The organism is Enterobacter sp. RHBSTW-00994, assembly GCF_013782625.1.
Lineage (GTDB): Bacteria > Pseudomonadota > Gammaproteobacteria > Enterobacterales > Enterobacteriaceae > Enterobacter.
In genome coordinates, this window is sequence record NZ_CP056199.1 from 3,257,168 (window position 1) to 3,273,555 (window position 16,388).

Below are 16,388 nucleotides of genomic sequence, written 5' to 3' on the forward strand. Positions count from 1 at the left end.
CATTACTCGTCGGCATCATCTGCCGCATCATCGTCAGTATCGGCTTCCGGCACGATCTCATCATCGCCTTCCGCTACGCTACCATCGATGGAATCGAGCTCTTCGTCATCCACAGGTTCCGCAACACGCTGCAGACCCACCACGTTTTCATCTTCCGCTGTGCGGATGAGGATCACGCCCTGGGTGTTACGCCCTACCACGCTGATTTCAGAGACACGAGTACGCACCAGCGTACCGGCATCGGTAATCATCATGATCTGGTCACAATCATCTACCTGTACCGCGCCAACAACGGAACCGTTGCGCTCGGTCACTTTGATAGAGATAACGCCCTGCGTGCCACGAGACTTGGTTGGGTATTCGCCTTCAGCAGTACGTTTACCATAACCATTCTGCGTCACGGTCAGGATTGCACCTTCGCCACGCGGAATAATCAGGGAAACGACCTTGTCTTCACCCGCCAGTTTGATGCCACGTACACCTGTTGCAGTACGGCCCATCGCACGAACAGCGTTCTCTTTGAAGCGCACCACTTTACCGGCCGCAGAGAACAACATGACTTCATCCGTACCGGATGTCAGATCCACGCCAATCAGCTCATCACCGTCGTTCAGGTTGACGGCAATAATACCGGCTGAACGTGGACGGCTGAATTCGGTCAGTGCAGTTTTCTTCACTGTACCGCTGGCTGTCGCCATAAAGACGTTCACGCCTTCTTCGTACTCACGTACCGGCAGGATCGCGGTGATACGTTCGTTTGGTTCAAGCGGCAACAGGTTGACGATTGGACGGCCACGTGCGCCACGACTTGCTTCAGGAAGCTGATAAACCTTCATCCAGTACAGACGACCACGGCTGGAGAAGCAGAGGATCGTGTCATGGGTGTTTGCCACCAACAGGCGGTCAATAAAGTCTTCTTCTTTAATACGTGCTGCTGATTTGCCTTTACCACCACGACGTTGAGCTTCGTAGTCGGTCAGTGGCTGATACTTCACATAGCCCTGATGAGACAGGGTAACCACCACGTCTTCGCGGTTGATCAGATCTTCAATGTTGATATCAGAGCTATTCGCAGTGATTTCAGTGCGACGTTCATCACCAAACTGATCGCGGACCAGCTCCAGCTCTTCACGGATCACTTCCATCAGACGATCGGCACTGCCGAGGATATGCAGCAGTTCAGCAATCTGTTCCAGCAGCTCTTTGTACTCGTCGAGCAGTTTTTCATGCTCAAGGCCGGTCAGTTTCTGCAGACGCAGATCCAGAATGGCCTGGGCCTGCTGTTCAGTCAGGTAGTACTGACCATCACGCACGCCAAACTCTGGCTCCAGCCATTCCGGACGCGCCGCATCGTCGCCCGCACGTTCCAGCATCGCCGCAACGTTACCCAGTTCCCAAGGACGCGCAACGAGTCCAGCTTTCGCTTCTGCTGGCGTCGGTGCACGACGGATCAGCTCGATGATTGGGTCGATGTTTGCCAGTGCGACAGCCAGTGCTTCAAGGATATGAGCACGGTCACGCGCTTTGCGCAGCTCGAAAATAGTACGGCGAGTCACGACTTCGCGGCGGTGACGCACGAATGCACTCAGGATCTCTTTCAGGTTCATGATCTTCGGCTGACCATGGTGCAGTGCAACCATGTTGATACCGAAGGAGACCTGAAGTTGAGTCTGGGAGTACAGGTTGTTCAGTACAACCTCACCCACCGCGTCGCGTTTGATTTCGATGACGACACGCATCCCGTCTTTATCGGACTCATCACGCAGCGCGCTGATACCTTCAACACGTTTCTCTTTGACCAGCTCGGCGATTTTTTCAATCAGACGCGCTTTGTTCACCTGATAAGGGATTTCGTGAACAATGATGGTTTCACGGCCCGTTTTTGCATCGGCTTCCACTTCAGCGCGGGCGCGGATGTAAATTTTGCCGCGACCAGTACGGTAAGCTTCTTCGATGCCACGGCGACCATTAATGATAGCTGCCGTTGGGAAGTCCGGACCCGGAATGTGTTCCATCAGCCCTTCAATGCTGATGTCTTCATCGTCGATATAGGCCAGACAACCGTTGATCACTTCCGTGATGTTATGCGGTGGAATGTTGGTTGCCATACCTACGGCGATACCGGATGAACCGTTCACCAGAAGGTTAGGGATTTTCGTTGGCATAACGTCAGGAATTTTTTCCGTGCCGTCGTAGTTATCAACGAAATCAACCGTCTCTTTTTCCAGATCGGCCATCAGCTCGTGGGCGATTTTCGACATACGGATTTCCGTATAACGCATCGCCGCAGCGGAGTCGCCGTCGACAGAACCAAAGTTACCCTGACCATCTACCAGCATGTAACGCAGCGAGAAAGGCTGCGCCATACGCACGATCGTGTCATAAACGGCGGTATCACCGTGTGGGTGATATTTACCGATTACGTCACCAACGACACGGGCAGATTTTTTATAGGCTTTATTCCAGTCATTGCCCAATACGTTCATGGCGTATAGTACGCGACGGTGTACCGGCTTCAGGCCATCGCGGACGTCCGGCAGCGCACGGCCAACAATGACCGACATCGCATAGTCCAGATAGGAGCTCTTCAGCTCTTCCTCGATGTTAACCGGTGTAATTTCTCTCGCAAGGTCGCTCATCTAACCGCTATCCCTCTACTGTATCCCGGATTCAAAGGTCGCAAATTATAACACAACCGCTCTCAGACAGGTAAACCTGTATGCTTTATTCATGGGGATAGCCTGATATACTCCGAAGTCTTGCTAAATAAGGAGTAAAAGCACCCATGAATGCCGAAAAATCCCCGGTGACTCACAACGTTGATCATGAAGAGATCGCCAAATTTGAGGCGGTAGCGTCCCGTTGGTGGGATCTCGACGGTGAGTTTAAACCTCTGCACCGCATTAACCCACTGCGTCTTGGCTATATTGCGGAACGCTCTGGCGGTCTTTTCGGTAAAAAGATCCTCGACGTAGGCTGCGGTGGTGGCATTCTTGCAGAAAGCATGGCACGTGAAGGGGCGAGCGTTACCGGTCTGGACATGGGATTTGAACCGCTACAGGTGGCAAAACTCCACGCGCTGGAAAGCGGTATTCAGGTTGATTACGTACAAGAAACTGTCGAAGCGCATGCAGCAAAACACGCGCACCAGTATGACGTCGTCACCTGTATGGAAATGCTTGAACACGTACCTGATCCCCAGTCTGTCGTGCGTGCTTGCGCGAAGCTCGTTAAACCGGGTGGACAGGTGTTCTTCTCCACCATTAATCGTAACGGTAAAGCCTGGCTGATGGCCGTAGTCGGTGCAGAATACGTCCTGCGCATGGTCCCCAAAGGAACGCATGACGTGAAAAAATTCATCAAACCTGCTGAATTATTAAGCTGGGTCGACCAAACGTGGCTCAAAGAGCAGCACATCACAGGTCTGCATTACAATCCGTTAACCGATAAATTTAAGCTCGCACCCGGCGTGGATGTTAATTATATGTTGCACACAACTGCAAAAAACGACTAACGTCATCAACTATTCTTATAAAGATTGCGCGACATCATGTTGCGCAATTTTGACCTCTCGTTGAAGAAATCAGCACTCGATCAAATTTTCATTTTTTTTTATCGAATATTGACAATCCGTCCAGGCCTTACGGTACGTGGACTTAGCGTTTATTACGCTTCTGCAACCTCAATTTAACCTCAAAATCAACCCTTGTGCTGAAAAGATTCGATACTAGAATACTCACCATATAGCGTTTTTCTTATCGCAAACCCCCTACATGTAGTATTTATCCACAGAGTTAGTCACAAGACAGACCTGTGGATAAACGGGGGGATATTTTTTTATTTCACGGACAGGTAAAAACCCACATGAATCAGAGTCTGCTGGTGACAAAGCGCGACGGTACAACCGAGCGTATCAATCTGGACAAAATCCATCGAGTTCTCGACTGGGCAGCAGAAGGACTGAACAACGTATCTATTTCCCAGGTTGAACTGCGCTCCCATATCCAGTTTTACGACGGTATCAAAACGTCCGACATCCACGAAACCATCATCAAAGCAGCCGCAGATCTGATTTCTCGCGAAGCGCCAGATTATCAGTATCTCGCTGCGCGTCTGGCGATTTTCCACCTGCGTAAAAAAGCGTACGGTCAGTTCGAACCGCCAGCACTGTACGATCACGTGGTGAAAATGGTTGAGTTGGGCAAATACGACACGCATCTGCTGGAAGACTACACGGAAGAAGAGTTCGAGCAGATGAACGGGTTTATCGATCACTGGCGCGATATGAACTTCTCCTACGCCGCCGTGAAGCAACTCGAAGGCAAATACCTGGTTCAGAACCGTGTGACCGGCGAAATCTACGAGAGCGCACAGTTCCTGTATATTCTGGTTGCCGCCTGCCTGTTCTCTAATTATCCGCGTGAAACACGTCTGGAATACGTAAAACGTTTCTACGACGCAGTCTCTACGTTCAAGATTTCTCTGCCTACGCCGATTATGTCTGGCGTGCGCACACCAACCCGTCAGTTCAGCTCTTGCGTATTGATCGAGTGTGGTGACAGCCTGGATTCCATCAACGCCACCTCCAGCGCCATTGTGAAATATGTCTCTCAGCGTGCCGGTATCGGTATTAACGCGGGCCGTATTCGTGCTCTGGGTAGCCCAATTCGCGGTGGTGAAGCTTTCCACACCGGCTGTATCCCGTTCTACAAGCACTTCCAGACTGCGGTAAAATCCTGCTCTCAGGGCGGCGTGCGTGGTGGTGCTGCTACTCTGTTCTACCCGATGTGGCATCTGGAAGTCGAAAGCCTGCTGGTTCTGAAAAACAACCGTGGCGTTGAAGGTAACCGCGTGCGTCACATGGACTACGGTGTGCAGATCAACAAGCTGATGTACACCCGTCTGCTGAAAGGTGAAGAGATCACCCTGTTCAGCCCATCTGACGTCCCTGGCCTCTACGATGCGTTCTTCGCTGACCAGGATGAATTCGAACGTCTGTACACCAAATATGAGAAAGACAACAGCATCCGCAAGCAGCGCGTGAAAGCGGTAGACCTGTTCTCCCTGATGATGCAGGAACGTGCCTCTACCGGCCGTATCTACATTCAGAACGTTGACCACTGCAACACCCACAGCCCATTTGACCCGGTGGTTGCGCCAGTGCGTCAGTCTAATCTGTGCCTGGAAATCGCCCTGCCAACCAAACCGCTGAACGACGTTAACGACGAAAGCGGTGAAATCGCCCTGTGTACGCTGTCAGCGTTCAACCTGGGAGCGATCAAAAGCCTGGACGAGCTTGAAGAGCTGGCTGTGCTGGCAGTACGTGCACTGGATGCCCTGCTGGACTACCAGGATTACCCAATCCCGGCCGCAAAACGTGGCGCAATGGGCCGTCGTACCCTGGGTATTGGCGTGATCAACTTTGCCTACTGGCTGGCGAAAAACGGCAAGCGTTATTCTGATGGCAGTGCGAACAACCTGACGCACCAGACGTTTGAAGCAATTCAGTACTACCTGATGAAAGCCTCTAATGAGCTGGCAAAAGAGCAAGGCGCGTGTCCGTGGTTCAACGAAACCACCTATGCGAAAGGCATTCTGCCGATCGACACCTACAAAAAAGACCTGGACGCGATTGTCAGCGAACCGCTGCACCTCGACTGGGAAGGTCTGCGTGAGTCCATTAAAACTCACGGCCTGCGTAACTCTACGCTCTCTGCCCTGATGCCGTCCGAGACCTCTTCGCAGATCTCTAACGCCACCAACGGTATCGAGCCACCGCGCGGCCACGTCAGCATTAAAGCGTCAAAAGACGGCGTGTTGCGTCAGGTTGTTCCAGATTACGAAACGCTGGGTAACAACTACGAGTTGCTGTGGGAAATGCCAAACAACGACGGCTACCTGCAACTGGTGGGTATCATGCAGAAGTTTATCGATCAGTCGATCTCTGCTAACACCAACTACGACCCGACACGTTTCCCGTCCGGAAAAGTGCCAATGCAGCAATTGCTGAAAGACTTGCTCACTGCCTATAAATTTGGCGTTAAAACCCTGTACTATCACAACACCCGTGATGGTGCAGAAGATGCGCAAGACGACCTTGCTCCTTCTATCCAGGACGATGGCTGCGAAAGCGGCGCATGTAAGATCTAATGAAAGGCGGGGATATCCCCGCCTTTATTTCGTAAGACAGGACTCCCAACTCATGGCATACACCACCTTTTCACAGACGAAAAACGACCAGCTCAAAGAGCCGATGTTCTTCGGCCAGCCAGTCAACGTGGCACGCTACGATCAGCAAAAATATGACATCTTCGAAAAGCTGATTGAAAAGCAACTCTCCTTCTTCTGGCGTCCGGAAGAAGTGGATGTTTCCCGCGATCGTATTGATTTTCAGGCGTTGCCGGATCATGAAAAACATATTTTCATCAGTAATCTGAAGTATCAGACGCTGCTGGATTCCATTCAGGGTCGTAGCCCGAACGTGGCGCTGCTGCCGCTGATCTCCATCCCAGAGCTGGAAACCTGGGTTGAAACCTGGGCCTTCTCCGAGACGATCCATTCCCGCTCTTACACCCATATCATCCGCAACATCGTTAACGATCCGGCTGTGGTGTTTGACGATATCGTTACCAACGAGCAGATCCAAAAACGTGCCGAAGGGATTGCCCACTACTACGATGAGCTCATCGAGATGACCAGCTACTGGCATCTGCTGGGCGAAGGTACACACAATGTGAACGGCAAAACCGTTACCGTGAATCTGCGTGCGCTGAAAAAACAGCTGTACCTGTGCCTGATGAGCGTGAACGCGCTGGAAGCCATTCGCTTCTACGTGAGCTTCGCCTGCTCCTTCGCCTTTGCTGAACGCAAGCTGATGGAAGGGAATGCCAAAATCATTCGCCTCATCGCCCGCGATGAAGCCCTGCACCTGACTGGCACGCAGCACATGCTGAACCTGCTGCGCAGCGGAACGGATGATCCAGAGATGGCGGAAATCGCAGAAGAGTGCAAACAGGACTGTTATGACCTGTTCGTGCTGGCGGCTCAGCAGGAGAAAGAGTGGGCAGATTACCTGTTCCGCGACGGCTCCATGATTGGCCTGAATAAAGACATTCTGTGCCAGTATGTTGAGTACATTACCAACATCCGCATGCAGGCTGTCGGTCTTGATCTGCCGTTCCAGACGCGCTCCAACCCGATTCCATGGATCAACACCTGGCTGGTGTCCGATAACGTGCAGGTTGCGCCGCAGGAAGTGGAAGTGAGTTCTTATCTTGTGGGTCAGATCGACGCGGAAGTTGATACTGACGACCTGAGCAACTTCCAGCTCTGATGACGCGCGTAACCCTTCGCCTTTCTGGCACAGAAGTGCTGTGTCAGGAAGAGCACCCTTCTCTGCTGGTGGCGCTTGAAGCGCATCAGGTTGAGGTAGAGTACCAGTGTCGTGCCGGGTATTGCGGCTCCTGCCGCTGCCGCCTGGTCGCAGGCCAGGTCGACTGGCTGACCGAACCGCTGGCCTTTATCAACGAAGGGGAAATTTTGCCCTGCTGCTGCCGGGCAAAAGGCGATATTGAGATCGAGATGTGATTGCCCTGGTTCCCTCTCCCCGTGGGAGAGGGTTAGCAGTTCGTAGGCCGGGTAAGGCGCAGCCGCCACCCGGCAATTTCAGCGTTTATCCTTCAAAAAACCTACCGCTTTATCCGGGAAATCCGTAAACAATCCGTCCACGCCCGCCTGGTTATACAACACGTCGTACAGTTGGTTCACGTCCGTCGCATACTCCGGTAGCTGGTCTGCACGCACCGTGTAAGGATGCACCTGCATCTTACTGGCATGTGCTTCTTTCACCATATCCGTCAGCTTCACGTGACCCGCCGTTGAGCCTTGTGCCACCAACATATGGTAATCCGGCCCAATACCGTCAGCGTACTGCGCAATCTGCTTCATCGCGCCCGGCGTAAACATCCAGTCGTAGTTGTAGTTCGCCCACTTCCCGTCAGGCTGTTTCTCCTGGGTTTCATTCCAGTCGGTATAGGCAATCAGCTGCACCAGGTTGAGGTTCATCCCCATCTTTGGTTCCAGCTCGGTTTTAATGCGCTTCAGTTCAGCGGCATCAAAACATTGCAGATAGACCTTGTCCTTCTTGCTGGTGTAGCCGTACTGTTTCAGCACTTCCAGCGTTTTCACCGCAATATCTTTCCCTTCCTGATGGTGGAACCACGGCGCTTTAATTTCCGGGTAAATACCGATATTTTTGCCCGTCGAGTGGTTCAGCCCCTGAACAAACTCAATCTCCTCTTCAAAGGTATGAATACGGAAATCAGATTTGCCCATCGGGAAACGCCCCGGATAGACCTGTACCGTCTTGCCGTTCTCAATCCCGAAGCCTTCGGTAAATTTCAGCGAACGGATCTCATCGAGCGTGAAATCAATGGCGTAGTAGCGGCCATCTTTACGGGCGCGGTCCGGGAAACGTTCTGCCACGTCCGTAACACGGTCAAGATAGTGGTCATGCAGGACAACCAGATGGTCGTCCTTCGTCATCACCAGATCCTGCTCCAGGTAATCGGCCCCTTGTGCATAAGCCATCGCTTTGGCCGGGAGCGTATGCTCTGGCAGATAGCCGCTCGCGCCACGATGGGCGATAACAATCTTTTCGGCGGCCAGTGCAGAACCCGTCATTAACCCCACCAGCAGCAGGCTCGTGGCGAATTGAGTTAATTTCATCACACACTCCTTATTGACGACGCGCGAGCATTTCGGCGTGGTGACGTTTCTCACCAAACATCACGATAATTAACAGCAGAACAGCCAGCACGCTGCCGCCAATCATCACCATAAAGCCACCATCCCAGCCGAAGAAGTCCACGGTATAACCCACGATGGCACTCGCCGCGACGGAACCACCGAGGTAGCCGAACAAGCCGGTAAAGCCTGCCGCCGTCCCAGCTGCTTTTTTCGGTGCAAGCTCCAGCGCATGCAGACCAATCAGCATGACCGGACCATAAATCAGGAAGCCGATCACAATCATACAAATCATATCAACGCCAGGGTTACCCGGCGGGTTGAGCCAGTAAACCACCGTCGCAATGGTCACCAGCGTCATAAAGAAGACACCCGTTGCACCACGATTGCCTTTAAACACCTTATCTGACATCCAGCCGCAAAGCAGCGTGCCAGGGATCCCTGCATATTCATACAGGAAGTAAGCCCAGGAGGATTTATCCAGCGCAAAATGCTTCACCTCTTTGAGATAGGTCGGTGACCAGTCGAGGATGCCGTAACGCAGCAGGTAGACAAAGACGTTCGCTATCGCGATATACCACAGCAATTTATTGGGCAGAACGTACTTCATGAAGATCTGCTTCGCCGTCAACTCTTCTTCATGTTGTTCGCTGTAATCGTCCGGGTAATCATTCTTGTACTCTTCAATAGGGGGCAATCCGCAGGACTGTGGCGTATCGCGCATCAGTGCAAAAGCAATAATCGCCACCAGAACCGCGCCAAAGGCAGGCATGTAAAGCGCGGCTTTCCAGTCGTTAAACCACGCCATTCCCAGCAGGAAAAGCAGTGGCGGGATACCGCCGCCCACGTTATGCGCGCAGTTCCACACCGAGACAATGCCACCACGCTCTTTCTGCGACCACCAGTGCACCATCGTACGCCCACACGGCGGCCACCCCATCCCCTGGAACCAGCCACATAAGAACAGCAGAACAAACATGATGGCAATGCTGGAGGTTGCCCACGGCACAAACCCCATAAACAACATGACCGCAGCCGCAAGAATCAACCCTGCCGGTAAAAATACACGCGGGTTCGAGCGGTCTGACACCGACCCCATAATGAATTTGGAAAAGCCATAAGCAATCGAGATCCCGGACAGCGCAAACCCCAGATCGCCGCGCGAAAAGCCCTGCTCAATCAGATAGGGCATAGCCAGGGTAAAGTTTTTGCGTACCAGATAGTAAGCCGCATATCCGAAGAAAATGCCCAGGAAGATTTGCCAGCGCAGGCGACGGTATAGCGGATCAATCTCTGCCTCTGGCAGACGCGCCCGATGCGGCGCAGGTTTGAAGATACTCAGCATGACAGCCTCCGTGGCCATAGATTGAATTTTCGGGGGTTTAACTGCCCCACGACTCCAGAGAGGCGGCGATGTTAAAAAATCACGGTGATTGTTACTGTGAATCAACGCACATATTGTTACAGAAATATGACAAAGTGCGCAAAAAGGCGCACGAAATCACGTTTCACTTTCGTATAACGCTCGATTATGTTCGAAATCAAACAAACCGTGCTATCCATGTGGCTAAATGGTAAAAAAACGAACACGAGGGAAGACAATGACAACTCACGATCCCCGCTATAGCGATGTGATTATCATTGGCGGTGGCGCTACCGGTGCAGGCATTGCACGAGATTGCGCGCTACGAGGCTTAAGCGTTACGCTTCTGGAACGTCACGACATTGCGACTGGCGCAACCGGACGCAATCATGGCCTGCTTCACAGCGGCGCACGATACGCGGTAACGGACAGCGAATCTGCCCGCGAGTGTATTGCTGAAAACCAGATCCTCAAACGCATTGCTCGTCATTGCATCGAACCAACCAACGGTCTGTTCATCACACTCCCGGAAGATAGCCTGGCCTTCCAGCACACGTTTATTACGGCCTGTCTCGCTGCCGGTATTGATGCCGAAGCTATCGATCCCGCTCTCGCCCGCCGCATTGAGCCCGCCGTCAACCCGGCACTCACAGGGGCAGTCAAAGTCCCCGACGGCACAGTTGATCCTTTTCGCCTGACTGCTGCCAATATGCTGGATGCCCGCGAACATGGCGCACGTATTCTCACAGGGCATGAGGTGACCGGGCTTATTCGCCAGGGTGATACTGTGTGTGGCGTTCGGGTCTTTGATCCGCAATACAAGGAACACAGCGAACTGTATGCCAGCGTGGTAGTGAATGCGGCGGGGATTTGGGGGCAACGTATTGCGGAATATGCGGATTTGTCGATCCGAATGTTCCCGGCCAAAGGGTCGCTGCTGATCCTCGACCACCGCATTAATAACCACGTGATCAACCGCTGCCGCAAGCCGTCTGATGCCGATATCCTGGTACCTGGCGATACGATTTCCTTGATTGGGACCACCTCAACCCACGTTGACTACAGCGAGATCGACGTTAACCGGGTCACCGCCGAAGAGGTTGATATTTTGCTACGAGAAGGGGAAAAATTGGCCCCAATAATGGCGCAAACCCGCATTCTCCGTGCCTACGCCGGTGTACGCCCACTGGTGGCCAGCGATAACGATCCCAGCGGGCGTAACGTCAGCCGGGGGATTGTGTTGTTAGACCACGCTGAGCGCGACGGGATGGAAGGCTTTATAACTATTACCGGCGGCAAACTGATGACCTACCGGCTGATGGCACAGTGGGCTACGGATGCCGTGTGCCGTAAGCTTGGCAATACTCAGCCGTGTATCACGGCGACGCAATCCCTTCCCGGCTCACAGCAATCCACAGAAAAAACGCTGCATAAAATCATCTCGCTTCCGGCGCCTTTGCGCGGCTCAGCCATCTACCGCCATGGCGACAGAACGCCGTCGTGGCTCGGTGAAGGGCGTCTCAGCCGCAGCCTGGTATGCGAGTGTGAAGCGGTTACCGCAGGCGAGGTGCAATACGCCGTAGAAAATCTGACGGTGAATAACCTGCTTGATTTGCGCCGCCGTACACGCGTGGGCATGGGGACCTGCCAGGGTGAACTGTGCGCATGTCGCGCTGCCGGGTTATTGCAGCGTTTTCATGTCTCCACCTCAACCCAGTCGCTGGATCAGCTCAGCGACTTTTTGAATGAACGCTGGAAAGGCGTGCAGCCCGTCGCCTGGGGAGATGCCCTGCGCGAAAGCGAGTTTACCCGCTGGGTATATCAGGGGCTGTGTGGTCTGGAAAAGGGGCAACACGATGAAATTTGATACTGTAATCATTGGCGGTGGACTGGCAGGTGTACTCTGCGGGCTGAAACTGACACAACACGGCCTGCGCTGCGCCATTATCAGCCGCGGTCAGAGCGCACTGCATTTTTCGTCTGGATCGCTGGATTTGCTGGGAGCCTTACCCGATGGCACGCCGGTAAACGCCCCACTGGCGACCCTGAGTCAGCCCGATATTCTGCCATCAGAACATCCTTATAGCCTGATAGGCTCGCAACCTATCGCCCGTCTCGTCCATGAGGCAGAAGCGCTACTGGCAACCTGCGGGGCGCGGTTGCAAGGTAATGCTCACCATAATCATCAGCGCGTTACGCCACTTGGGACTCTGCGTTCAGCCTGGCTAAGCCCTGAGGAAGTCCCTGTTGCCCCTCTCACCGCTCAACGCATACTGGTTGTCGGCATCAGTGGTTTTCTGGATTTCCAGCCTCATCTGGCCACGGCTTCTCTTCGCCATCAGGGGATCAACGCAGATACAGCAGAAATAGAACTTCCTGAGCTTGACGTCCTGCGTGATAACGCCAGTGAGTTTCGGGCAGTGAATATTGCCCGGTTCCTGGATAACGAAGACAAATGGCCACTGCTCTTTGAGGCACTAAAACCGCTCAGCAATACCTGCGACAGCCTGTTTATGCCTGCCTGCTTTGGCTTAACCGATAACCGGCTCTGGCGCTGGCTTTCAGACCGTCTCCCCTGCAACGTGGGGTTACTGCCTACACTGCCGCCGTCTGTGCCCGGTATCCGCCTGCATAACCAGCTCCAGCGCCAGTTTATCGCCCAGGGTGGCATCTGGATGGCAGGTGACGAGGTAAAAAAAATCACCCTTACTGGCGGAGGCGTCAGCGAGGTCTGGACCCGAAATCATGACGATATCCCCTTGCGAACACGCTTTGCGGTGCTGGCGAGCGGCAGTTTCTTTAGCAACGGATTATTGAGCAACCGCGACGGCATCCGGGAGGCCATTCTCGGGCTGGATGTGAGACAAAGCGCATCGCGCGCAGACTGGTATCAGAGTGACTTTTTCACCCCACAACCCTGGCAACAGTTTGGTGTGATCGTCGATAACAACCTGCACCCACAGTTATCTGGAGTATCGGTCGACAATCTCTACGCCATCGGATCGATTTTGGGTGGCTTTGATCCCATCGCTCAGGGCTGCGGCGGTGGTGTTTGTGCCATGTCGGCGCTGTATGTTGCAGAACAGATTTGCCATCGCGCAGAGGCAGAAAAATGAACGATACCCGCTTCGAAAGCTGCATTAAATGCACGGTTTGTACCACTGCTTGCCCGGTGAGCAGCGTGAATCCGCGTTATCCTGGCCCAAAACAGGCTGGCCCCGACGGCGAGCGTCTGCGCCTGAAAGACGGAGCGTTGTACGATGAAGCGCTAAAATACTGCATCAACTGTAAACGTTGTGAAGTGGCCTGCCCTTCGGATGTCAAAATTGGCGACATCATCCAGCGTGCACGCGCACGTTACAGCACGCAAAAACCCACGCTGCGCGATGCCATTCTCAGCCATACCGATCTGATGGGAAGCGTCTCAACGCCCTTTGCACCGCTGGTCAATGCCGCCACGTCGCTCAAACCTGTGCGCCAGTTGCTCGATGTGGCGCTCAAAATCGATCACCATCGTAGTCTACCGAAATATTCCCTCGGTACATTCCGTCGCTGGTACAAATCAGTGGCGGCAGAACAGGCACAATATGCCGATCAGATCGCGTTTTTCCATGGTTGCTACGTGAATTACAACCACCCGCAGTTAGGGAAAGATCTGCTTAAGGTACTGAACGCCATGGGTACGGGCGTACAGTTGCTCAATAAAGAGAAGTGCTGTGGCGTACCGCTGATTGCGAACGGCTTTACAGCAAAAGCACGTAAACAGGCTCAACATAATGTCACATCACTTCGTGAGGCGATCGACGGGAAAGGCCTTCCGGTACTGGCCACATCATCCACCTGCACTTTTACACTGCGCGATGAGTATCCTCATCTGCTTGACGTGGATAACAGCGGCCTGCGCGAACATATCGAACTGGCGACACGCTATCTCTGGCGCAGACTGGATGCAGGAGAGACGCTCCCGCTGGGCCAGTTGCCGCTGAAAGTGGTTTATCACACACCCTGTCACATGGAAAAAATGGGATGGTCGCTGTATACCCTCGAACTACTGAGATTAATTCCTGGACTGGAGCTGACGATACTGGATTCACGCTGCTGTGGCATTGCGGGAACCTACGGCTTCAAAAGTGAAAACTACGCCACATCGCAAGCCATCGGTGCGCCGTTGTTCCGGCAAATTGAGGAGAGTGGCGCTGACCTGGTGGTCACCGATTGTGAAACCTGCAAATGGCAAATTGAGATGTCTACCAGCAAGCGCTGCGAACATCCAATCACGCTGCTGGCTAAGGCGCTGGGCTAATAGCTATTGCCGGGGTGATGCGACCCCGGCAAAGGTGTCATTCGATGAACAGCGACTCGACCACATTGATCCAGCCGTGTTCGCTGGCGACCTCTTTCCCGTTCAGCCAGCGACGCAGCATGTTCAGCGCCATCATGGCACACACTTCCTGACGTACAGCCAAACTGTGGCGGGTAATGCTCATTTTAACCCGCAAGGCATAGGTTCCTTCAGGCGTCGCCAGCGCAAAGTTAAGATGTTCATCATCAAGCCCACCCACAGCCAGCGCCAGGCCAGCAAAATGGTTGACTCTTCGCTCGGCCGCCCAGCGTGCAGTTTGCATCAGCGTCTCTTGCTGGAACGGCACAACTTCACTGGCCAGCAGTGGGGCTACAGCCCGTGAAAGCTGCAACGCCAGCAACCCTCCCGTAAACTGCTCGCTTAAGGTCAGACTCAACTGACGCGCCTGCAAGTGGCGCGAGATCTGCGCAGGCAAACCTTCTGTTCCTTCAAAGATCAGGCTTTCTCCCGCTACGCGTTGTACTTCTGGCCACAGGGCCAGCATAGCGTCTTTTTCGGTTGCCGGGCCTGTCAGTTTCAGCTCGATGATGGGCATTGAAGAGCGATACCCCATCGACACACCAGGCGGCAGCGGCAGAGGGTCAAGGCTTTGCGCCAGGTCGCTTTCGGAACGGCCAAATGTGGTGAGTCGTAAACAAAGAGGTGGTTCAGGCAAAGTAAACCGCTCGCGCAGACGCGGCAGGATCTGCTGCTCAACCATGACTTTAAATTCGGACGGCACGCCGGGGGTGAAAAACATCACACAGCGGTTCAGCGTGACGGCGAATCCGCAGGCCGTACCAACCGGATTATCGATGAACTCAGCACTGGCAGGAATTTCTGCCTGCTTGCGGTTGCTCGGGGCCATCACCCGGCCACGCTCAGCAAAGAACCGTTCCATCTGGGCCAGCCAGGCTTCGTGCAGAACCAGCCCTTCACCTTTCGCCGTCGCCGCAGCCAATGCGCTTAAATCATCACTGGTGGGGCCAAGTCCGCCATTTACGATCAGGACATCAGCATGTTCACTACGCTCACGCAAAATATTGACCAGCGACTCCAGGTTGTCACCCACGGTATTGCGGCGCGTTAACGGTAATCCCTGTTCAAAGAAAAAATCGGCTAACCAGGCGGCATTGGTATCGGTAATTTGTCCATGCAGCACTTCGTCGCCGGTGGATAACATCTCCACGTTAATCATTGTGTTCTCCCGCTTATATGGTCAAAACACTATAGCGCAATTGAATGTGGGGAGAAGAGAGAAACTGGCGCGACAGAACGCCGCGCCGAAGAGATCAGAAACCTGCGCTTACACCAACATACGGACCATCAGCCAGTGCGTTGTCACGATTACCATCTTTACCGGCGAGGTTCAGATAACGGTAACCCGCTTCAACAGTGATAGGACGCATAATCGTCCAGCGTGCTCCTGCGTTAGCTTCTTCATAGCTGTCGATACCGCTGGAGAGCGAATCAGGAGAGTAGTAGTACTCACCGAACAGGCCGAAGCTGTCGCCGATTTTCCATTGCAGACCGCCGCCAACAGCCGCCGCGTAGCCTTCATCACCGTTATTCGGATTGGTATAAATGCCTTTGCCACCAACCGTTGCCAGGAATGGCCCCAGTGGAATATTCAGACCCAGGCCGAGGCTAGCCGCATCACCGTCGTCATCGTTATGCGTCCAGTTACCTGTCATCGCCAGACCGGAGGTTTCCGTCCCCAGTCCAAAACCGAGGTTGGTGTAGTCCTTGCCTGCCTGACCGCTAAAAGAAATGGCGTTAGCCGCCGCTGAAACAAACATCAGGCCACCAAGACCCAGTAATGCCACTTTTTTCATTGTCGTGATCCCACACAATTTAATTAGAGATGCTCCAAAACCGCGAGATTTTAACCCGAGGCTCTCCGGGATCAAGCGCTCTGCGTGCGCCAGACAATAAGTT

Annotated in this window: 12 protein-coding genes; 7 read left to right on the forward strand and 5 right to left on the reverse strand. The window is 53.5% G+C overall.

Translation table 11 applies throughout. The features are described from left to right. Positions 1 to 2: 2 nt before the first annotated feature. Entirely contained in the window at positions 3 to 2,639 is a 2,637-nt protein-coding gene (gene gyrA / locus HV346_RS15620) for a DNA topoisomerase (ATP-hydrolyzing) subunit A (RefSeq protein WP_181620196.1), read from the reverse strand. 146 nt (positions 2,640 to 2,785) lie between these two features. On the opposite strand from gyrA, the gene ubiG reads away from it, so the two are divergent. The 4 genes from ubiG (at position 2,786) to yfaE (ending at position 7,587) form a co-directional block, all read left to right on the forward strand. After that, entirely contained in the window at positions 2,786 to 3,514 is a 729-nt protein-coding gene (ubiG, locus tag HV346_RS15625; RefSeq protein WP_181620197.1) for a bifunctional 2-polyprenyl-6-hydroxyphenol methylase/3-demethylubiquinol 3-O-methyltransferase UbiG, read from the forward strand. Positions 3,515 to 3,864: 350 nt separating this feature from the next. Further along, complete coding sequence (gene nrdA / locus HV346_RS15630) at positions 3,865 to 6,150, forward strand: class 1a ribonucleoside-diphosphate reductase subunit alpha (protein WP_181620198.1); 2,286 nt, start codon at positions 3,865 to 3,867, stop codon at positions 6,148 to 6,150. Positions 6,151 to 6,202: 52 nt separating this feature from the next. After that, a complete protein-coding gene (gene nrdB, locus HV346_RS15635; protein WP_181620199.1) occupies positions 6,203 to 7,333 on the forward strand; it encodes a class Ia ribonucleoside-diphosphate reductase subunit beta in 1,131 nt (376 codons plus the stop codon). Continuing rightward, positions 7,333 to 7,587, forward strand: coding sequence for a class I ribonucleotide reductase maintenance protein YfaE (yfaE, locus tag HV346_RS15640; protein WP_014071081.1), 255 nt, complete (start codon positions 7,333 to 7,335; stop codon positions 7,585 to 7,587). Before nrdB ends, yfaE begins: the two co-directional genes overlap by 1 nt. Before the next feature lie 78 nt (positions 7,588 to 7,665). Here the strand turns inward: yfaE and glpQ are convergent, their stop codons facing one another. Both glpQ and glpT read right to left on the reverse strand, forming a co-directional pair. Beyond that, entirely contained in the window at positions 7,666 to 8,727 is a 1,062-nt protein-coding gene (gene glpQ / locus HV346_RS15645; RefSeq protein WP_181620200.1) for a glycerophosphodiester phosphodiesterase, read from the reverse strand. A 10-nt stretch (positions 8,728 to 8,737) separates the two neighbouring features. Further along, on the reverse strand, positions 8,738 to 10,090 hold the full coding sequence (gene glpT / locus HV346_RS15650; RefSeq protein ID WP_181620201.1) for a glycerol-3-phosphate transporter: 1,353 nt from the start codon (positions 10,088 to 10,090) through the stop codon (positions 8,738 to 8,740). 256 nt (positions 10,091 to 10,346) lie between these two features. On the opposite strand from glpT, the gene glpA reads away from it, so the two are divergent. The 3 genes from glpA to glpC are packed head-to-tail and all read left to right on the forward strand — an operon-like array spanning position 10,347 to position 14,411. Further along, positions 10,347 to 11,975, forward strand: a complete 1,629-nt coding sequence (gene glpA, locus HV346_RS15655; RefSeq protein ID WP_181620202.1) for an anaerobic glycerol-3-phosphate dehydrogenase subunit A — start codon at positions 10,347 to 10,349, stop codon at positions 11,973 to 11,975. Then, positions 11,965 to 13,224 carry a glycerol-3-phosphate dehydrogenase subunit GlpB gene (glpB, locus tag HV346_RS15660; protein ID WP_181620203.1) on the forward strand — a complete coding sequence of 420 codons (1,260 nt, stop codon included), beginning with the start codon at positions 11,965 to 11,967 and terminating at the stop codon, positions 13,222 to 13,224. Before glpA ends, glpB begins: the two co-directional genes overlap by 11 nt. Next, entirely contained in the window at positions 13,221 to 14,411 is a 1,191-nt protein-coding gene (gene glpC / locus HV346_RS15665) for an anaerobic glycerol-3-phosphate dehydrogenase subunit GlpC (protein ID WP_181620204.1), read from the forward strand. The genes glpB and glpC overlap by 4 nt, the downstream gene beginning before the upstream one ends. Before the next feature lie 37 nt (positions 14,412 to 14,448). On the opposite strand, the gene HV346_RS15670 is transcribed toward glpC, so the two are convergent. Further along, positions 14,449 to 15,648 carry a nicotinamide mononucleotide deamidase-related protein YfaY gene (locus HV346_RS15670; protein WP_181620205.1) on the reverse strand — a complete coding sequence of 400 codons (1,200 nt, stop codon included), beginning with the start codon at positions 15,646 to 15,648 and terminating at the stop codon, positions 14,449 to 14,451. A gap of 94 nt (positions 15,649 to 15,742) precedes the next feature. Next, a complete protein-coding gene (locus HV346_RS15675; RefSeq protein ID WP_181620206.1) occupies positions 15,743 to 16,285 on the reverse strand; it encodes a YfaZ family outer membrane protein in 543 nt (180 codons plus the stop codon). Positions 16,286 to 16,388: the final 103 nt, after the last annotated feature.